This window comes from Belnapia sp. (genome assembly GCF_059504005.1).
Map to the genome: position 1 here is coordinate 1 of NZ_JCACHU010000129.1, position 13,894 is coordinate 13,894.

Consider the following 13,894-nt stretch of genomic DNA (forward strand, 5'->3'; position numbering starts at 1 on the left):
AACCGACGAAGCCTGCAAGCAGATCAGTGGGTTAAGAGTTGTTCAGGGCCGACTAAGTGGCCTGCCGGAGCGACCATTGAGGGTTGAGCGGAGGCAGGCCACTTATCCACAGCGTGGGCCACCCGGATGGGGTGGCCACCGTCGATCTCCGGCTATGGTTCGAGTTGCGAGCCAGAACCTGGAGTACGGAGACGACGATGACCGACGAGAAGATGGCGCTGCTGGAGCTGATCGAAAAGAGTGCCGATGCGGACTTGGTGCGCGAGATGCTGGGCTTTGCCGCCGAGCGGCTGATGGAGGCCGAGGTGCAGGTCCGCGCCGGCGCGGCGCACGGGGTGCGCGACCCGGTCCGCGTGGTGCAGAGGAACGGCTACCGCGAGCGGGGCTGGGAGACCAGGGCGGGACGGATCGAGCTGGCAATACCCCGGCTGCGCCGGGGCTCCTACTTCCCCGTCGAAGGCAGTGCCTTCGACCCTGGAGCCCCGGCGCACGGCCGAGACGGCGCTGACGGCGGTCATTCAGGAGGCCTACATCCACGGCGTCTCCACCCGGGCCGTCGACGACCTGGTCAAGGCGATGGGCGGGTCGGGCATCTCCAAGAGCGAGGTGAGCCGGCTGGTGGAGGAGATCGACGGACGGGTGAACGCCTTCCTCACCCGCCCACTCGAGGGCGAGTGGCCCTATCTCTGGATCGACGCGACCTATGTGAAGGCTCGGGAGGGCGGGCGCATTGTCTCAACGACGACGATAATCGCTGTTGGGGTGAACACCGATGGCCGGCGTGAAGTGCTTGGCGTGGCCACCGGCGTCTCGGAGGCGGAGGTCTTCTGGAAGGGGTTCCTGCGCTCGCTGGCCGACCGTGGCCTGCGCGGGGTCAAGCTGGTGATCGCCGATGACCATAAGGGCCTGCGCGCTGCCGCCTCCAAGGTGTTCCATGCCAGCCTGCAGCGGTGTCGCGTGCACTGGATGAGGAGTGCCTTGGCGCATGTGCCGGCCAAGCAGCGCCCGGCCGTGGTGGCCATGCTGAAAACCATCTTTGCCCAGGAGACCGCAGCGGACGCTCGCGCGCAGTGGAACAACGTCGCCGACGCGCTGCGCGAGCGGGCCCCAAAGCTGGCCGAACTGATGGACGGTGCACGCGATGATGTCCTCGCCTATATGGCGTTCCCGCGTGAGCACTGGCCGCAGATCGCCAGCACCAACTCCATCGAGCGGCTCAATGGCGAGATCAAGCGCCGCACCGATGTGGTTGGCATATTCCCGAACGCGGCTGCCATCGTCAGGCTCGTTGGTGCTCTCATGCTCGAGCAAAATGACGAGTGGGCTGTAAGTCGCCGCTACATGTCCCTTGAAAGCCTCGCCATCCTCAGCGACGCTCCGCGCGTCAGTCTGCCTGGTGTGGCGGCCTGATCTCGGCCTGGCCGGGGATTGACGCTGTTACATCACGCCGCGGGGCATAATCGTCGTCGAGCAACTCGCGTGGCAGCACGGTGATGCCTTGGGGCACATCGCGTATCGGTGTGTCGGTCCGCGTAGCGGTCGAGGATCGGGTAGCACGATATCCTTGGATTGGGCCAAAGGCGCTCTCTCCCGCGCTCGTCACGTTGAGCTGGGGTAGCTCTAGGGCGACCGGTGCCGGCTGGTCTTGCGCGATGGCGGGGCCGAACGGAAGCATCAAGGGGATGCCCGGCAGTGCCTGCAGGACCCAAATCATGGCTCTGGAAGGCAGCCACACTTGAAACTCTCTACAGGTCAGGCGTGACACGTAGCATCTCCTGAGATTGCGAGTCAATCGCAATTAACAGATTGTCCACGTTGTCGCAATCGCATCGGTTCCGGCTTGTGGCCTGCCACACTGCGCGGCCTTCGGCACAAAAAGCTCACCGACTGGGCACGCCAGCTGGCGGTGCAGGCCCGTCGATGGCTGCCTGGGCGGGAGATCGTGGTGGTCGGTGACAGCGGCTTTGCCGCCCTGGAGCTGCTGTCCGCTCTCGCCCGTCACAAGGTTACCGGCATCACGCGCCGACGGCTAGACGCCGCGCTCTACGACCCGGCGCCGCCCCGGCGACCCGGAACCAACCGCGGCCCCGCACCAAGGGCGGCCGGCTCCCGCACCTGTCCGAGGTGCTGAGGGGCACCCACACGCGCTGGCAGCCAGTCATGGTCCGGGGCTGGTATGGCGAAGGCGAGCGCGAGGTCGAAATCTGCACCGCAACCGCCGTCTGGCGTCACGGCGGTATGCCCATCGTGCCGATCCGCTGGGTGTCGATCTGCGATCCCTAGCAGCGGCTCACCCCGCAGGCTCTGCTGTGCACCGACCTACACCGCACGCCCGATCAAATCCCGGGCTGGTTCGTCCAGCGCTGGCAGCTGGAGGCTACCTTCCAGGAAACCAGGGCGCATCTTGGTGTCGAAACCGGGCGGCAGTGGTCGGACCTAGCCATCGCCCGCACCACGCTATGCCTGCGCGCACTGTTCTCCCTCGTCACCCTCCTGGCCGCGCAGCTCAGGCCCTCAGAGCGAGAGGCCGCAGCCAGCAGCGCCTGGTACCGTAAGAAACGCCCGACCTTAAGCGACACCCTCGCCGCCGTGCGACGTCACATCTGTCGCGAGCAGGGCTTACTCATGTCACGGCGCAATCGCCATGTCGCGAACCCCCCCGGCACTCCAACGCGCCTTGGCTTACACCATCTACCACGCCGCCTGAATGGCCAAACTCGAGCTAAGCCTACCTCGTACTACCTGCTACTCTCAGTGTCGTCCGGAGAGGCGTCAGCCTCATCACTGGCCGCATCGGCGGCAGCCTCGGGACGGAGCTCCCGGTGACGATCGAAGTAATCGCCAAGGCGGATGTTTAAGCAATCTTCGTTCAGCATGACGGGTCAACGCCTGCGTCCCGCAAAGGTGCGATTCCATTCCGCCGGCGGGATGGGTGCAAAGGCCCCCGCTTAATGCCTCAACCCCGCCCGACCCGGGGCACCGGCGCCGACGATGGGGAAGATAAGTGGATCCGTCATGACGCACTCCGGGGTGATGCGATGCGGCTTGCTGCTTCTGCAACCGGAGGGCCCGATCCATTGCTGGGCGCCGGTTGAGCGAAGCCGCGGACGAGGCCTCAGTCCGCCTTGCTGCACGGCGTCCAGAAGCATGACCATTGGTCAGTCAATGCGGCCACCTGCGGCGCAGTGAGCGCAAGCCGGCGACACTCGGCGCAAGCGACGAACGGCACGCCCGGGCGCCAAGACTTAGGGTCCTCCCATCAGCCAAGGCCGCATCCCGCGGCACAGCGAGACACAGAGGAGAGCCCCATGATCCGCAAGCACAGCCTGGCCCTGGCCGCGACCCTGGCCCTCGGCATCAGCAGCATCGCGCAGGCGCAACAGAACGGCCCCCGCCTGGTCGGCGGCGGCGACGACGCCCAGGTTGTCTACACGCAGCCGAGCCACAACCTCGCCGGGCGCGGTATCGCCTCCCTGGTCGGTGGCGGCGAGGACCGCTAGGTGGTCTATGCGCCGATGAGTACGGGCCAAGCCTCGAGCGGCCTCGTCGCCCACATCATCGGCGGCGGCGAGAACCTGCAGGTGGTCTACGAAGCGGCGCCGAACACCAACTCGGCCCTCGCCGGTACCATGGGCCCACCGCGTACCTGACCGATACCACTGACATGAGCCTTAATGGCAGGGCGCCTCCGGGCGCCCTTTCGGTTCTGTTGGCACCATTACGCCGTTAATGAATTTGTGGCTTAGTGAGAGGCGGCTGCCGAGCTACATGCGGGCGGTGCCGAAGGCGAGGTGAGGGCATGCGCCAGCCAAAGCCGAAGCCTGCGCTAGCTCACTACGCTCGGTTAGCGGCTAGCCCCGGGCGGATCCTGCTGCATTGGTGCCGTGGGCTCTATGCGGACGGCGTTGAGTGCCATGTGCGTTACCGTCTCAATGGCCCGCTCGAAGCCAGCTGCTGCTGCCGGTGGGGCGTCATGCTCAATCTGCGCCAATGCTGCAGGCAGCATCGCGTGAAGGGTACTCAGTATCTCGTCCCGCTTCGCGAGCGGAGCGCGCGTGAGGAGCGAGATATGGGCAATCAGAATGGCTAGAATGCCCTTCAGTGCATGGATTTCGCCCCGCAGCTCGTCAAGCTGGTCGCGCCGCTGCACGGGAAGGCCAACTGGATCCGAGGTCATGGGTGCCACCTGCTGTTCGATCGTAGCACCATCGGCCAAAGCACCGGCGAAAGGGAACCACCCAAATTAGGTCTGCTTGTCGCTGCTGATGTCGCGGGCCAGAGCGGTGCTGGACGAATCTCAGAGTCCGTTTGAGAAATGTCAGGCACTGCAAAATCTTGGGCCTGTCATCGCCACGCGACGCTATCCGTTGTGGTCTACAACCTTTGTCAAACATGGGGTAATCGGGCGGGCAGCGTCTCCGACGCCCTGCTGGTTAGGATCAGCCCGGGCATACCATCTCGGGAGGAGCCGCCATGGAGCAGTATGTTGCGCTGGACGTGTCGCTGAAGGAGATCAGCGTCTGCGTGACCGACGGCAAAGGCGCCGTGACCTTCGAGGGCAGGGTTGCCGCGGAGCCGGCCGCGCTGATCACGCTGCTCCGCCGTGAGGCGCCGCAGTTGGTCCGCCTGGGGCTCGAAACTGGCGCCACCTCGCCCTGGCTGTACCTTGTGCTCGAGGCAGCGGACCTGCCAGTGGTGCTGATGGACGCTCGGCATGCCCATGCCGCGCTCTCGATGCGGCCGACCAAGTCGGACCGTAGCGACGCTCGTGGCCTGGCTGAGATGCTGCGCATGGGGTGGTACCGTGCCGTCACCGCCAAGAGCTTCACCGCGCACGAGCGCCTGGCCCTGCTCGCGGCTCGACGTCGCCTGGTGGAGATCCGGGTAGAGCTGGATGGGCAGATCCGCGGCCTGCTGAAGACCTTTGGCATGATCGGCGGACTAGGCAACACCGATGCCCTGGTCTGTCGCGCCGAGGCCCTGGCGGAGGGTAACGCGACGATCAGCGAGCGGTGGGCCAGCAGGAGCTCAAGTATCAAGAAAACCTTCTGGCTAACTTTACTGACGACCGAACTGCATCAATGACTCCGGTCGATTATCTTCCAGTAGCTGTCCTTCCTGACAACCAGACCATTGCGGAATGTGAAAAAATCACAGCCATTAGCTTCCACCTTCTGGTCAGTTACGGCATCGGTCCCACGAATTGTCCATTTCGACATACCGCTGTCGCCATCCACGTAGTGGCTGTCATCCGTGTAGGTGACATCTGGCATGCCGGTGAAACGCCTTTGCAACCCTTCACGGACCGCAGCGGCCCCTTCGAAGCGCCGTCCCCACCGATCGGCACCGCGTGGGGTTTCAAGAACGCAGTCCTCGGCGAAGAAGGCCATCACCTTGTCTATGTCACGGCTGTTGAAGGCGGCGAGGATATCCTTCAGCAACTGCACACTCGGCTTCTGCGCCATCTGATTCTCCCGGAGGATGTTCACTACCGGCGGTGACGAGGTCGGCAGGGCTGGGCGCTAGCGGTCCAGCGCCTCGGCAAATCGACCTGCGTCTGACACCCAGCCGACGAGTAGTTGGATGTTGAGGAGCGATGCCTCGTGGTTGCTCCGTAGCAGGTCCGCCCCAATCGGCTCCCCGGTGCAATCCTCCAACACCACGCAGTGGTAGCCACGGAACATGGCGTCCCGCACCGTGGACTCTACGCAGATGCTCGTCGTGCAACCGGTCACCAGGAGGTGCCGTACGTCCCGGGCGCGGAGAAGGGAGTCGAGGTCGGTTTCGAAGAAGCCGCTGTAGTAGTTCTTTGGAACCATGAGGTCGCCCGGGTGTGGTGCAAGCGCGGGCAGTATCTCGGTGTTCCAGGTGCCCTCGACGAGAATGCGCCCGGCACGCCCGTCCGGCGCAGGCACATCAGCACCGAGCCCCAGGGGAGCGTTCTTGATCCGGTTGGGTGAATCCGGGGCGCCTGCATCGGACAGGTCAGGGCGGAACTGCATGACGATGTAGACGATCGGCAAGCCAGCCGCGCGCGCCGCGTCCAGCACCCGAACGGTTGGATTAATGGCGCTCTGGATGGGCTTGATGTCGATGCTGCCACGGTCGAACATGCCGCCGCGGGCACCGAAGTCGTTCTGCATGTCTATGACCAGGACAGCGGCTCAGCCGGTTTCCATTCGCACCGGCTCGGGCCGGGCGTCGAGAGTGATCAGGCGGCTTTCCGACGGCATGTGCGTGCCCCTCCCGCTCCGCGCCGGCCCCCGGCACTGAGCGAGCATGGTAGCGCCTCCATAGCGAAGACGAGGAGCCATTTGTCGGAACGCTCCGCGTGTATGTTAAGTTACGCGCCGGAAGACTCCAGACGTGACCTGGGCCATCAAGCACTCAGGATCAAGGTGCAGATCCGCCTCGACCCATAAGGGGCCTCCACACATGCGATAAGGACTGCTTCCCAGTGGATCAGTCGCAGCTCGTATTTCGGCTCGCCCGCTGCGGTTGGCTTTGGTGCGAGCATTCGGAATAGGCCAGGCGACCAGGGCTGACCGCTGCAAGGTCCGGTGCCTCCGTTGGGGGGACCGTTGTCAGACCCGCAGATCACGCATGAGTTACAGGCGTCCGCATTCCATTTCCGGAGTTTCGCACCCTTTTTGTTGCGTCTGTTACATTAAGGCCTGATACTGTTACGATTGCAGCGATGATCGGGCTCGCCATGTCATCTTCCGCCACCGCGCCGAATTCCGATACGACAATCGACGTTTTTGCCGTTGTCGCCCAGGCTTTGGTCGAGGAATGCGACGTGGCCCGTGAGGCGATCACGCCCGAGAGCAACCTGGCCGACGACTTCGGCCTCGACAGCCTCGCCTTCATCGACCTCTGCTTCGCGCTCGACACGCGGCTCAGGATCAAGATCCCCTTCGAATCCTGGATCAACGACATCAATTCCGGCCTGCTCGATGCCAAGGAGGCATTCCTGATGAAGAATGTCGTCCGGCAGGTCGAAGACCTGGTCCGCAACCGGCCCGCCTGAGCCAGAGGCCGCGCGCGTGCCGCTGCCCGGCATCTGGGTCACCGGCATCGGCCTGGCCTCCGGGTTCGGGCAAGGCATCCCGCCCCATGCCGCGGCCCTTGCCGGCGGCATTCCGGCGCCGAGGCGGTGCCTGCTCGGCATCCCCGTCGTGCCGGCAGCACCGGTTGATCTCGGCCGTTACGTCCCGAGCCGGATGGAGCAGAAGCGGCTCGGCAGCGTGCAATCCCTCGGCATCTGCGCCGCCGGGGATGCGCTGGCGGAGGCCGGGCTGCTTGGCCGCCGGGACATCCTCAGCAGCGCCGCGGTCCTGGTTGGCGCCATGGGCGGCGAGCGCGACATCGCCTTCGACCATGCCATCCTGGCCGAGCCGCAGCAGCATGCCGGGCAAGCCGGGTTGAACGCGCGCCTAGCGACGGGGACGCGCCCGAGCCTCTTCCTGTCCCAGCTGCCGAACCTGTTGGCGGGCAACATCTCCATCCTGTTCGGCGTCGGCGGCCGGTCCCGCACCATGATCGGGGAAGAGCCCGCCGGCATGGCCGCGGTCCAGGGCGCGGTGCGGCTGCTGGCGTCGGGGCGGGCAGAGGTGGCGCTGGTCGGCGGCGCCTTCATCGCCGAGCGCGAGGACATCCTGCTGTTCTTCCGGGCGGCCGGCAGTCTGGACCGCATCGCGGCAGAGGGTGGCATGGTGCTGGGCTCCGCAGCGGCCTTCCTGGTGCTGGAGCGCGCCGAGCATGCCGCGGCGCGCGACGCGGCGCCGCTTGCGCGGCTCGCCGGGGTCAGGCTGCAGCATGGTGGCGACCGCACCGCCACCTTGGCCGGATGGCTGGCGGAGGCGGCGCCCGCCAGCGCCATCCTCTCCGCCGGCAGCGGTGCCTCGTCGGCCCGGGCGGAGGAGCTGGCGGCGCTGCCATCCTCCCAACCGTGGCGCAGCATCGCCGCACTCCTTGGCCATGCCATGGAGGCTGCCTTCCCGCTCGGCCTGGCGCTCGCGGCCCTCGCCCTGGGGGATGACAGGCTGTGGCCCGCGCAGCCGGACGATCCGCCGGAGCCCCGGCCCGGGCCGCTGAACAGTCTTCTCGTCACCGGCCTCGGCCATCGCCTCGGCGCCGGCCTCGCCCGGCTGGAGCGGATCGCGCCATGACGCGGCCGGAGGTCTGGGTCACCGGCATGGGCCTCGCCACGGCCATGGCGCCGGACCTGCCCGGCAGCTGGGCGGCGCTGGCTGCTGGCCGCTCCGGCATTCGCCCGATCACCCGCTTCGACACGGCGGGGCTGCGCGTCGCCATCGGCGCCACGGCGGGCTATGCGGACCTCGACCAGCTCTCCTATGCCGGGCGCACCCGGGCGCTGGCCGGGAGGGTGATGGCGGAGGCGCTGCGCGGCGCCGGGCTGCCCGAAGACGCGGCCGATGCGCCGCTGATCCTCGGCCTGCCGCCGCTCGAGACCGCCTGGGCGGAGCGGCTGGGCCACGCCATCGCGGTCGGCGGCGGAGCGCCGGTCGACTATGCCGGGCTGGTTGCCGCCACCGGCCCGGAGCATGCTGCACTCTACGCGGAGCATTCGGTGGACCAGGTCGCCGCCGCGCTCGCCGCTGCGCATGGCTGCACTGGCGCGCCGGTCACGGTGAACACCGCCTGCTCGACCGGCGCCACCGCCATCCAGATCGGCGCGGAGCTGATCCAGGATGGCCTAGCGGCGCGCGTGCTGGTCGCCGCCGCAGATGCGCCGGTCATCCCCGACACCATCGTGCGCTTCTCGCTGCTGGCCGCGCTGTCGATGAGCAACGCGCTCGGCGCCGGCGCCGCCCGGCCCTTCGCCGCCGACCGGGATGGCTTCGTGCTGGGGGAGGGCGCAGCAGCGCTGGTGCTGGAAAGGGCAGGTGCCGCACGCGCCCGCGGGGCGGCGCCGCTCGCCCGGGTCAGCGGCCTGGGCGAGGCGGCCGACACCTACCACCTCACCCGCTCCTCGCCGGACGCAGCGGCGGCGGCGCGCGCCATGGCGCAGGCCATCGCCGATGCCGGCCTGGCGCCGGAGGCGATCGGCTATGTCAACGCCCATGGCACCGGCACGCCGGAGAATGACCGGATCGAGGCACTGGCGATGCGCCGGGTGTTCGGTGAGGGGCGCTGCCCGCCGCTCTCCTCGACCAAGTCGATGACCGGCCACACCCTCTCGGCTGCCGGCGCCGTGGAGGCGGTGGTCGCCATCCTCGCGCTGCGCTACGGACTGCTGCCGCCGACCATCAACCACGCCCGGCCGGACCCGGAGATCGGCCTCGATGTCGTGCCGAACCTGGCGCGCACGGCGGCGTCGCGGCATGTCCTGTCGAACTCATTCGGCTTCGGCGGTCAGAATGTCTGCCTGGTCCTGAGCGCGGCGGAATGAGCGCCACTCAGGCCGCCAGCAGCCGCGCCGCCAGCAGGCCGAGCAGCAGCAGGTTCCCGGCGAGGGCGGGGATGCAGAGGAGCGCGATGGCCGCGACCGTCGCCGCATGGGGGATGCGGCCGACTGGCTGCCGGCCACCGTCCAGCCGGTCGCGCAGCCAGCAGGCACCGTCCAGCACCGCCATCCAGATCAGGATGGTGGGCAGCAGCAGCAGCAGGATCGCCAGCAGGGCATACTCGCCCGGACGGCCCCGACGCAGCAGCGCGTTCCAGAACTGTAGGGCCCGCAGCATCGCGCCATCTCTCCCGCCTGCAGGCGGCGATGCTGCCGCTGCGAAGGCCGGCTAGGCAAGCCGCATGGCCCGAACCCTCCGCGACATCGAGCTGACGACGGGCGATGGCGTGGCCCTGGCCGCCAGCCTCGCCATGCCGCCGGGCGGCGCCGAGACCGCCATCGTCATCGCCCCGGCGCTGGCGGTGCCGCGCCGGCTCTACGCCAGCTTTTCGCGGTTCCTGGCCGATCGCGGCTTCGCCGTGTTGAGCTTCGACCATCGCGGCTTCGGCGGCTCCGGCCCGGCCTGGCGGGCGGAGGCGGCAGGTGGCCTCGACAGCCTGGGCCGGCTCGACCTCGACGCTGCGCTGCGCCATGCCGCAGCGCTGCCGGGCATCCGCCAGGTGCAACTCGTCGCCCACAGCTTCGGGCTGATGCTGTTCGCGCTGGCGCCGAGCCGGCACCTCGTCTTGCGTGCCGTCTCGGTGGCTTCCGGCACGCCGCACCACCGCTTCCAGCCCTTCCCGCGCAACCTGCTGCACCTGTTCCTGTGGTCCGTCGTGGTGCCGCGGTCGGCGCGGGTGCATGGCTACTTCCCGGGCCGCGCCATCGGCCTGGTCGGCGACATGCCCGTCGCGGTGGCGCGCGACATCGCACTCGCCTGCCGCCGACGCGGCGCCTTCGTGCCGCGGGCGTCGGACTGGGCAGGCGCGCTTTTCGCCACCGGCTTCAGCGACGACGACATCGCCCCGCCCGCTGCGGTGACCGACTTGCATCGCGGCTTCCCGTGCGCCGCGCTGCACTTGGCGCACCTTACCCCGGCCGCGATCGGCATGGCGCACACCGGCCATTACGGCGCCTTCCTGCCGAGCGCCCGCGACTACTGGACCCAGGTGGCGGAGTGGCTCCGCCCCGGCGCGGGGGCGCAGGCGGCATGACCTACACCCCGCCCGCGCCGCAGCCGCGCCGCATGCTCGGCCTAACCGATGCCGACCTGCTGACCATGCTGCCGGTGCAGTGCTACGAGAAGCTCACGCTGCACGCTGCGCCGCGCCGCCGCCAGCCGGTGCTCATCACCAGCGACCCCGCCCTGGTGCGCCAGGCGCTGGGCGATGACGGCACGACCTTCGCCCGCAGCCCGGAGGTGGTCAGCGCCTTCGCGCCGCTCATGGGGCAGGGGCTGTTCCTGGCCTCGGGCGGTGAATGGCGGCGGCAGCGGGCGATGCTCGACGGCGCCTTCGGCCAGCTGCGGATCCGCGCCCTGCAGGAACACCTGCATGGTGCGCTCCGGCCCTTCGTCGCCGCGGCGACGGGGGTGGCCGACCTCCATGCCGCGATGAACGCCCTCGTCCTCGACATCATTTGCCGCAGCATCTTCTCCACCCCGCTGCCACCGGCGGAGCAGGCGGAGCTGCACGCGCTGTTCGACGCTTTCCAGCGCGCCGCGCCGGAAACCAACCCAATCGCCCTGCTGGCCCAGCCCCGCGGGGCGCCGCCGCCGGCGCATGGCGACTTCGATGCCACCGGCCGCGACATCCGCGGCTTTCTCGCCCGGCACATCGACCGCCGGCTGGCAGGCGCCGCCCCGGCGGCCGGGGCCCCGGACCTGCTCGCCGCCATCCTCGCCGCCCGGGATGCCTCGGGCCGCGGCTTCACCCGGCAAGAGGTGATCGACCAGGTCGCGCTGCTGTTCTTCGCCGGGCACGACACCACAGCCAATGCCTTGACCTGGGCGCTCTTCATCCTGGCGGAGCAGCCGGCGCTGGCCGCGGCGCTGCGGGCGGAGGCGGCGGCGGTGGCGCCGGCTCGCGCGGTGACGGTGGACGACCTGCCGCGGCTGCCGCTGACCCGGCAGGTGGGGCTGGAGGCCCTGCGCCTCTATCCCTCGGCCGGCTTCATCACCCGCACCGTGACGCAGCCTGCGACGCTCGGCGCGTACGAGCTGACGCCGGGGACCCTGGTGGTCACCTCGCCCTGGATCATTCATCGCCATCCGCTGGTCTGGGAGCGGCCGGATGCGTTCGACCCGACCCGCTTCAGCCGGGAGCGGGAGGGAACGATCCCGCCCGGCGCCTTCCTGCCCTTTGGCTTCGGGCCGCGGAGCTGCCCGGGACGGGGCCTGGCGCTGGCCGAGATCCCCTTCCTCCTGGCCGAGATCAACCGCCGCTTCCGGATCAAACTGCTCGCGCCGGAGTCAGCGATGCCGATCAGTCGGATGACCTTGCGGCCGCGCGAGGCCATCGGTTGCCGCCTGTTGCCGCTCGACTAGAGCGGGATCGCCGCAGGCTGGAGCGAGGCCACGGGACAAGCCGCCAGCCCATGACCCGCGATCCGATGATCGCGGATCGTCGCCCAGCCCTCACGCTGCCGGCTCGACGCGGCCCGCGACCAGAGCCAGCCGACGGTCGGCGATGGCGGCGATGCGGGGGTCGTGCGTTGTCAGCAGCACGCCGCAGCCCTGGCGGGTGGCGAGCGCGCGCAGGCTCTCGGCCACGACCGTGGCCGCGGCGGCGTCGAGCGAGGCGGTCGGCTCGTCCGCCAGCAGCAGCCGCGGCGCCCCGATCAGCGCCCGTGCCAATGCCACGCGCTGCTGCTGCCCGCCCGACAGCGCCTCCGGCCAGCGCGCGCCGAGGCCCTCGAGGCCGAGGCCGGCCAGCAGCGCGGTGGCACGATCATCGAGCCTTGCCGCCGGCCCGGCGGCGGCCAGGGCGCCGGCCGCGACATTCTCCACCACGCTGAGCGAGCGCAGGAGATAAGGCCGCTGGAACACGAAGCGCAGCGCCCGCCGCCGTGCCGCCACCCAGGCCGGCGAGGCAGCGCCGGCATCCTCGCCGTCGTGGAACACCTGGCCCGGCGGCGGGCGTCGCAGCAGCCCGGCCAGCGCCAGCAGCGTCGATTTCCCCGACCCGGAGGGCCCGGTCAGGGCCAGCACCTCGGCGGACGCCAGCCGCAGCGAGGCGCCGTCGAGCACGGGCGGCCCGCCATAGCCCCAGCGCAGGCCGCGCAGTTCCAGCAGCGGGGCGGTCACAGCAGGCTCGCCGGGTCGGCGCGCCGCAGCCGCCGCCCGGTACCGAGGCCGGCCAGCACCGCGACGACGGCCGCCAGGGCGCCGACGGCGGCAAGCCGCGCGAGGCTCATCTCCAGCGGCAGCCCGGTCGCGCGGACACTCAGGAGGTAAAGCAGGCCGGCGAGCAGCCCGGCCAGCGGCGTCGCCACCAGGGCGACCAGCAGGCCGGAGACCAGGATGGTCGCGGTGAAGAAGCGGTCCGGCATGTCGAGCGTGCGCAGCACCGCGTATTCCGCGAGGTTCTCGTCCACCACCTGCACCAGGACCTGGGCGGTGAAGATGGCGCAGATGGCGAAGCCGAGCAGCGCGCCGAGGTCGAAGAGGAAGCCGATCGGCGTGTCGTGGCGCCAGAAGTGCTTTTCCCGCGCGACCAGCTCCTCCCGCGTCAGCGCCACGAGATGCGGCGGCAGCAGCGCCTGCAGGGCACGCGCGGTCGCCTCGGCGTCCGCCCCCGCGCGCAGCCGCACCACCGCCAGGTTTGGCCGCTCCCAGGACTGGCCGTTGATGGCGGCGAGCGTTGGCGGCGCCACCAGCATCGTGCCCAGCGAGACGATGCTGCCGCCGAGCGCATAGGTGCCGGCGACCGTCAGCGGCACCTGCAGCAGCAGGCCCGGCAGGGCGGTCTCCAGCTCCACCGACCCATGGCGTGCGACGGCGCCGGCCACGTCCCCCCAGCGCGGGCGCGAGCGCCGGTCCCACAGCGCCCGTCCGTTGAATCGAAGCAGCGCGAGGTCGGCGCCGATCGCGTGGGCGTCCAGGGCCGGCGCCTCCGGGTCGACCGTCAGCAGCAGCAGGGGCTGGACCTGCCGGGTTTCGAAATTGCGCAGCATCAGCGCGGTGACGGCAAGGGTCGTCACCTCGGCGACCTCGGGCCGCGCCTCCACGGCCGCCAGCGCGCCGCGCTCGAACCAGCCGGCATTGGGCAGGGCGTTGAACTCCGCCGGCGCCACCAAGACCTCGCCGGCCAGCACGCGATGGATGCGCACCGCGCTTTCGTAGAGGGCATCCTGGAAGCCGAGCTGCATCAGCGCCAGGACCAACCCTCCGGTGACGCCGGCGAAGGCCGCTAGGCTGCGTCGCGCGCGGCGGGCGATCTGCCGCCAGCCCAACAGGATGGCGAAGCGAAGTAGGCGCGGCGGCAT

The 13,894-nt window shown here is 69.4% G+C and carries 15 protein-coding genes and 1 pseudogene; 10 read left to right on the forward strand and 6 right to left on the reverse strand.

The annotated features are described in order from the left end of the window. Nucleotides 1-197 precede the first annotated feature (197 nt). The 4 genes and pseudogenes from AC5JJ1_RS16395 (at nt 198) to AC5JJ1_RS16410 (ending at nt 3,650) form a co-directional block, all read left to right on the forward strand. Nucleotides 198-1,410 (forward strand): annotated as a pseudogene (locus tag AC5JJ1_RS16395) (IS256 family transposase). 430 nt (nt 1,411-1,840) lie between these two features. Beyond that, on the forward strand, nt 1,841-2,131 hold the full coding sequence (locus AC5JJ1_RS16400; protein ID WP_495786176.1) for a transposase: 291 nt from the start codon (nt 1,841-1,843) through the stop codon (nt 2,129-2,131). 1,177 nt (nt 2,132-3,308) lie between these two features. Beyond that, nucleotides 3,309-3,500 (forward strand): hypothetical protein, encoded by a 192-nt coding sequence (locus tag AC5JJ1_RS16405; protein WP_495786177.1) that lies wholly within the window; start codon nt 3,309-3,311, stop codon nt 3,498-3,500. A gap of 15 nt (nt 3,501-3,515) precedes the next feature. Continuing rightward, entirely contained in the window at nt 3,516-3,650 is a 135-nt protein-coding gene (locus AC5JJ1_RS16410) for a hypothetical protein (RefSeq protein WP_495786178.1), read from the forward strand. A 194-nt stretch (nt 3,651-3,844) separates the two neighbouring features. On the opposite strand, the gene AC5JJ1_RS16415 is transcribed toward AC5JJ1_RS16410, so the two are convergent. Next, entirely contained in the window at nt 3,845-4,177 is a 333-nt protein-coding gene (locus AC5JJ1_RS16415; RefSeq protein WP_495786179.1) for a hypothetical protein, read from the reverse strand. A gap of 296 nt (nt 4,178-4,473) precedes the next feature. Between AC5JJ1_RS16415 and AC5JJ1_RS16420 the strand changes: the two genes are divergently transcribed. Next, on the forward strand, nt 4,474-5,085 hold the full coding sequence (locus AC5JJ1_RS16420) for an IS110 family transposase (protein ID WP_495786180.1): 612 nt from the start codon (nt 4,474-4,476) through the stop codon (nt 5,083-5,085). Here the strand turns inward: AC5JJ1_RS16420 and AC5JJ1_RS16425 are convergent. Next, a complete protein-coding gene (locus tag AC5JJ1_RS16425; protein WP_495786181.1) occupies nt 5,079-5,465 on the reverse strand; it encodes a nuclear transport factor 2 family protein in 387 nt (128 codons plus the stop codon). The two genes, AC5JJ1_RS16420 and AC5JJ1_RS16425, sit on opposite strands and share 7 nt — an antisense overlap. A 57-nt stretch (nt 5,466-5,522) precedes the next feature. Continuing rightward, complete coding sequence (locus AC5JJ1_RS16430; RefSeq protein WP_495786201.1) at nt 5,523-6,155, reverse strand: cysteine hydrolase family protein; 633 nt, start codon at nt 6,153-6,155, stop codon at nt 5,523-5,525. A gap of 542 nt (nt 6,156-6,697) precedes the next feature. Between AC5JJ1_RS16430 and AC5JJ1_RS16435 the strand changes: the two genes are divergently transcribed. From AC5JJ1_RS16435 to AC5JJ1_RS16445, 3 genes are read left to right on the forward strand one after another with little or no spacing between them, the layout of a single operon-like run. Continuing rightward, complete coding sequence (locus AC5JJ1_RS16435; RefSeq protein WP_495786182.1) at nt 6,698-7,030, forward strand: acyl carrier protein; 333 nt, start codon at nt 6,698-6,700, stop codon at nt 7,028-7,030. Between the two features lie 16 nt (nt 7,031-7,046). Further along, nucleotides 7,047-8,171, forward strand: coding sequence for a beta-ketoacyl synthase N-terminal-like domain-containing protein (locus AC5JJ1_RS16440; RefSeq protein ID WP_495786183.1), 1,125 nt, complete (start codon nt 7,047-7,049; stop codon nt 8,169-8,171). After that, nucleotides 8,168-9,415 carry a beta-ketoacyl synthase N-terminal-like domain-containing protein gene (locus tag AC5JJ1_RS16445; protein WP_495786184.1) on the forward strand — a complete coding sequence of 416 codons (1,248 nt, stop codon included), beginning with the start codon at nt 8,168-8,170 and terminating at the stop codon, nt 9,413-9,415. Before AC5JJ1_RS16440 ends, AC5JJ1_RS16445 begins: the two co-directional genes overlap by 4 nt. 7 nt (nt 9,416-9,422) lie before the next feature. Here AC5JJ1_RS16445 and AC5JJ1_RS16450 read toward each other — a convergent pair whose 3' ends face one another. Next, complete coding sequence (locus tag AC5JJ1_RS16450; RefSeq protein ID WP_495786185.1) at nt 9,423-9,707, reverse strand: hypothetical protein; 285 nt, start codon at nt 9,705-9,707, stop codon at nt 9,423-9,425. Between the two features lie 64 nt (nt 9,708-9,771). Between AC5JJ1_RS16450 and AC5JJ1_RS16455 the strand changes: the two genes are divergently transcribed. Next, a complete protein-coding gene (locus AC5JJ1_RS16455; protein WP_495786186.1) occupies nt 9,772-10,623 on the forward strand; it encodes an alpha/beta hydrolase family protein in 852 nt (283 codons plus the stop codon). Continuing rightward, entirely contained in the window at nt 10,620-11,954 is a 1,335-nt protein-coding gene (locus tag AC5JJ1_RS16460; RefSeq protein WP_495786187.1) for a cytochrome P450, read from the forward strand. The genes AC5JJ1_RS16455 and AC5JJ1_RS16460 overlap by 4 nt, the downstream gene beginning before the upstream one ends. Nucleotides 11,955-12,044: 90 nt before the next feature. Here AC5JJ1_RS16460 and AC5JJ1_RS16465 read toward each other — a convergent pair whose 3' ends face one another. Together AC5JJ1_RS16465 and AC5JJ1_RS16470 are read right to left on the reverse strand one after the other, a co-directional pair. Next, on the reverse strand, nt 12,045-12,713 hold the full coding sequence (locus tag AC5JJ1_RS16465) for an ATP-binding cassette domain-containing protein (protein ID WP_495786188.1): 669 nt from the start codon (nt 12,711-12,713) through the stop codon (nt 12,045-12,047). Next, nucleotides 12,710-13,894: an FtsX-like permease family protein gene (locus AC5JJ1_RS16470; protein WP_495786202.1), complete on the reverse strand. Its 1,185-nt coding sequence runs from the start codon at nt 13,892-13,894 to the stop codon at nt 12,710-12,712. The genes AC5JJ1_RS16465 and AC5JJ1_RS16470 overlap by 4 nt, the downstream gene beginning before the upstream one ends.

Bases quoted from the DNA above. Each gene is read 5' to 3' on its own strand.
- AC5JJ1_RS16405 (WP_495786177.1), top strand. From the start codon at position 3,309: ATGATCCGCAAGCACAGCCTGGCCCTGGCCGCGACCCTGGCCCTCGGC.
- AC5JJ1_RS16410 (WP_495786178.1), top strand. From the start codon at position 3,516: ATGAGTACGGGCCAAGCCTCGAGCGGCCTCGTCGCCCACATCATCGGC.
- AC5JJ1_RS16415 (WP_495786179.1), bottom strand. From the start codon at position 4,177: ATGACCTCGGATCCAGTTGGCCTTCCCGTGCAGCGGCGCGACCAGCTT.
- AC5JJ1_RS16420 (WP_495786180.1), top strand. From the start codon at position 4,474: ATGGAGCAGTATGTTGCGCTGGACGTGTCGCTGAAGGAGATCAGCGTC.
- AC5JJ1_RS16425 (WP_495786181.1), bottom strand. From the start codon at position 5,465: ATGGCGCAGAAGCCGAGTGTGCAGTTGCTGAAGGATATCCTCGCCGCC.
- AC5JJ1_RS16435 (WP_495786182.1), top strand. From the start codon at position 6,698: ATGATCGGGCTCGCCATGTCATCTTCCGCCACCGCGCCGAATTCCGAT.
- AC5JJ1_RS16445 (WP_495786184.1), top strand. From the start codon at position 8,168: ATGACGCGGCCGGAGGTCTGGGTCACCGGCATGGGCCTCGCCACGGCC.
- AC5JJ1_RS16450 (WP_495786185.1), bottom strand. From the start codon at position 9,707: ATGCTGCGGGCCCTACAGTTCTGGAACGCGCTGCTGCGTCGGGGCCGT.
- AC5JJ1_RS16455 (WP_495786186.1), top strand. From the start codon at position 9,772: ATGGCCCGAACCCTCCGCGACATCGAGCTGACGACGGGCGATGGCGTG.
- AC5JJ1_RS16460 (WP_495786187.1), top strand. From the start codon at position 10,620: ATGACCTACACCCCGCCCGCGCCGCAGCCGCGCCGCATGCTCGGCCTA.
- AC5JJ1_RS16470 (WP_495786202.1), bottom strand. From the start codon at position 13,894: ATGCCGCCGCGCCTACTTCGCTTCGCCATCCTGTTGGGCTGGCGGCAG.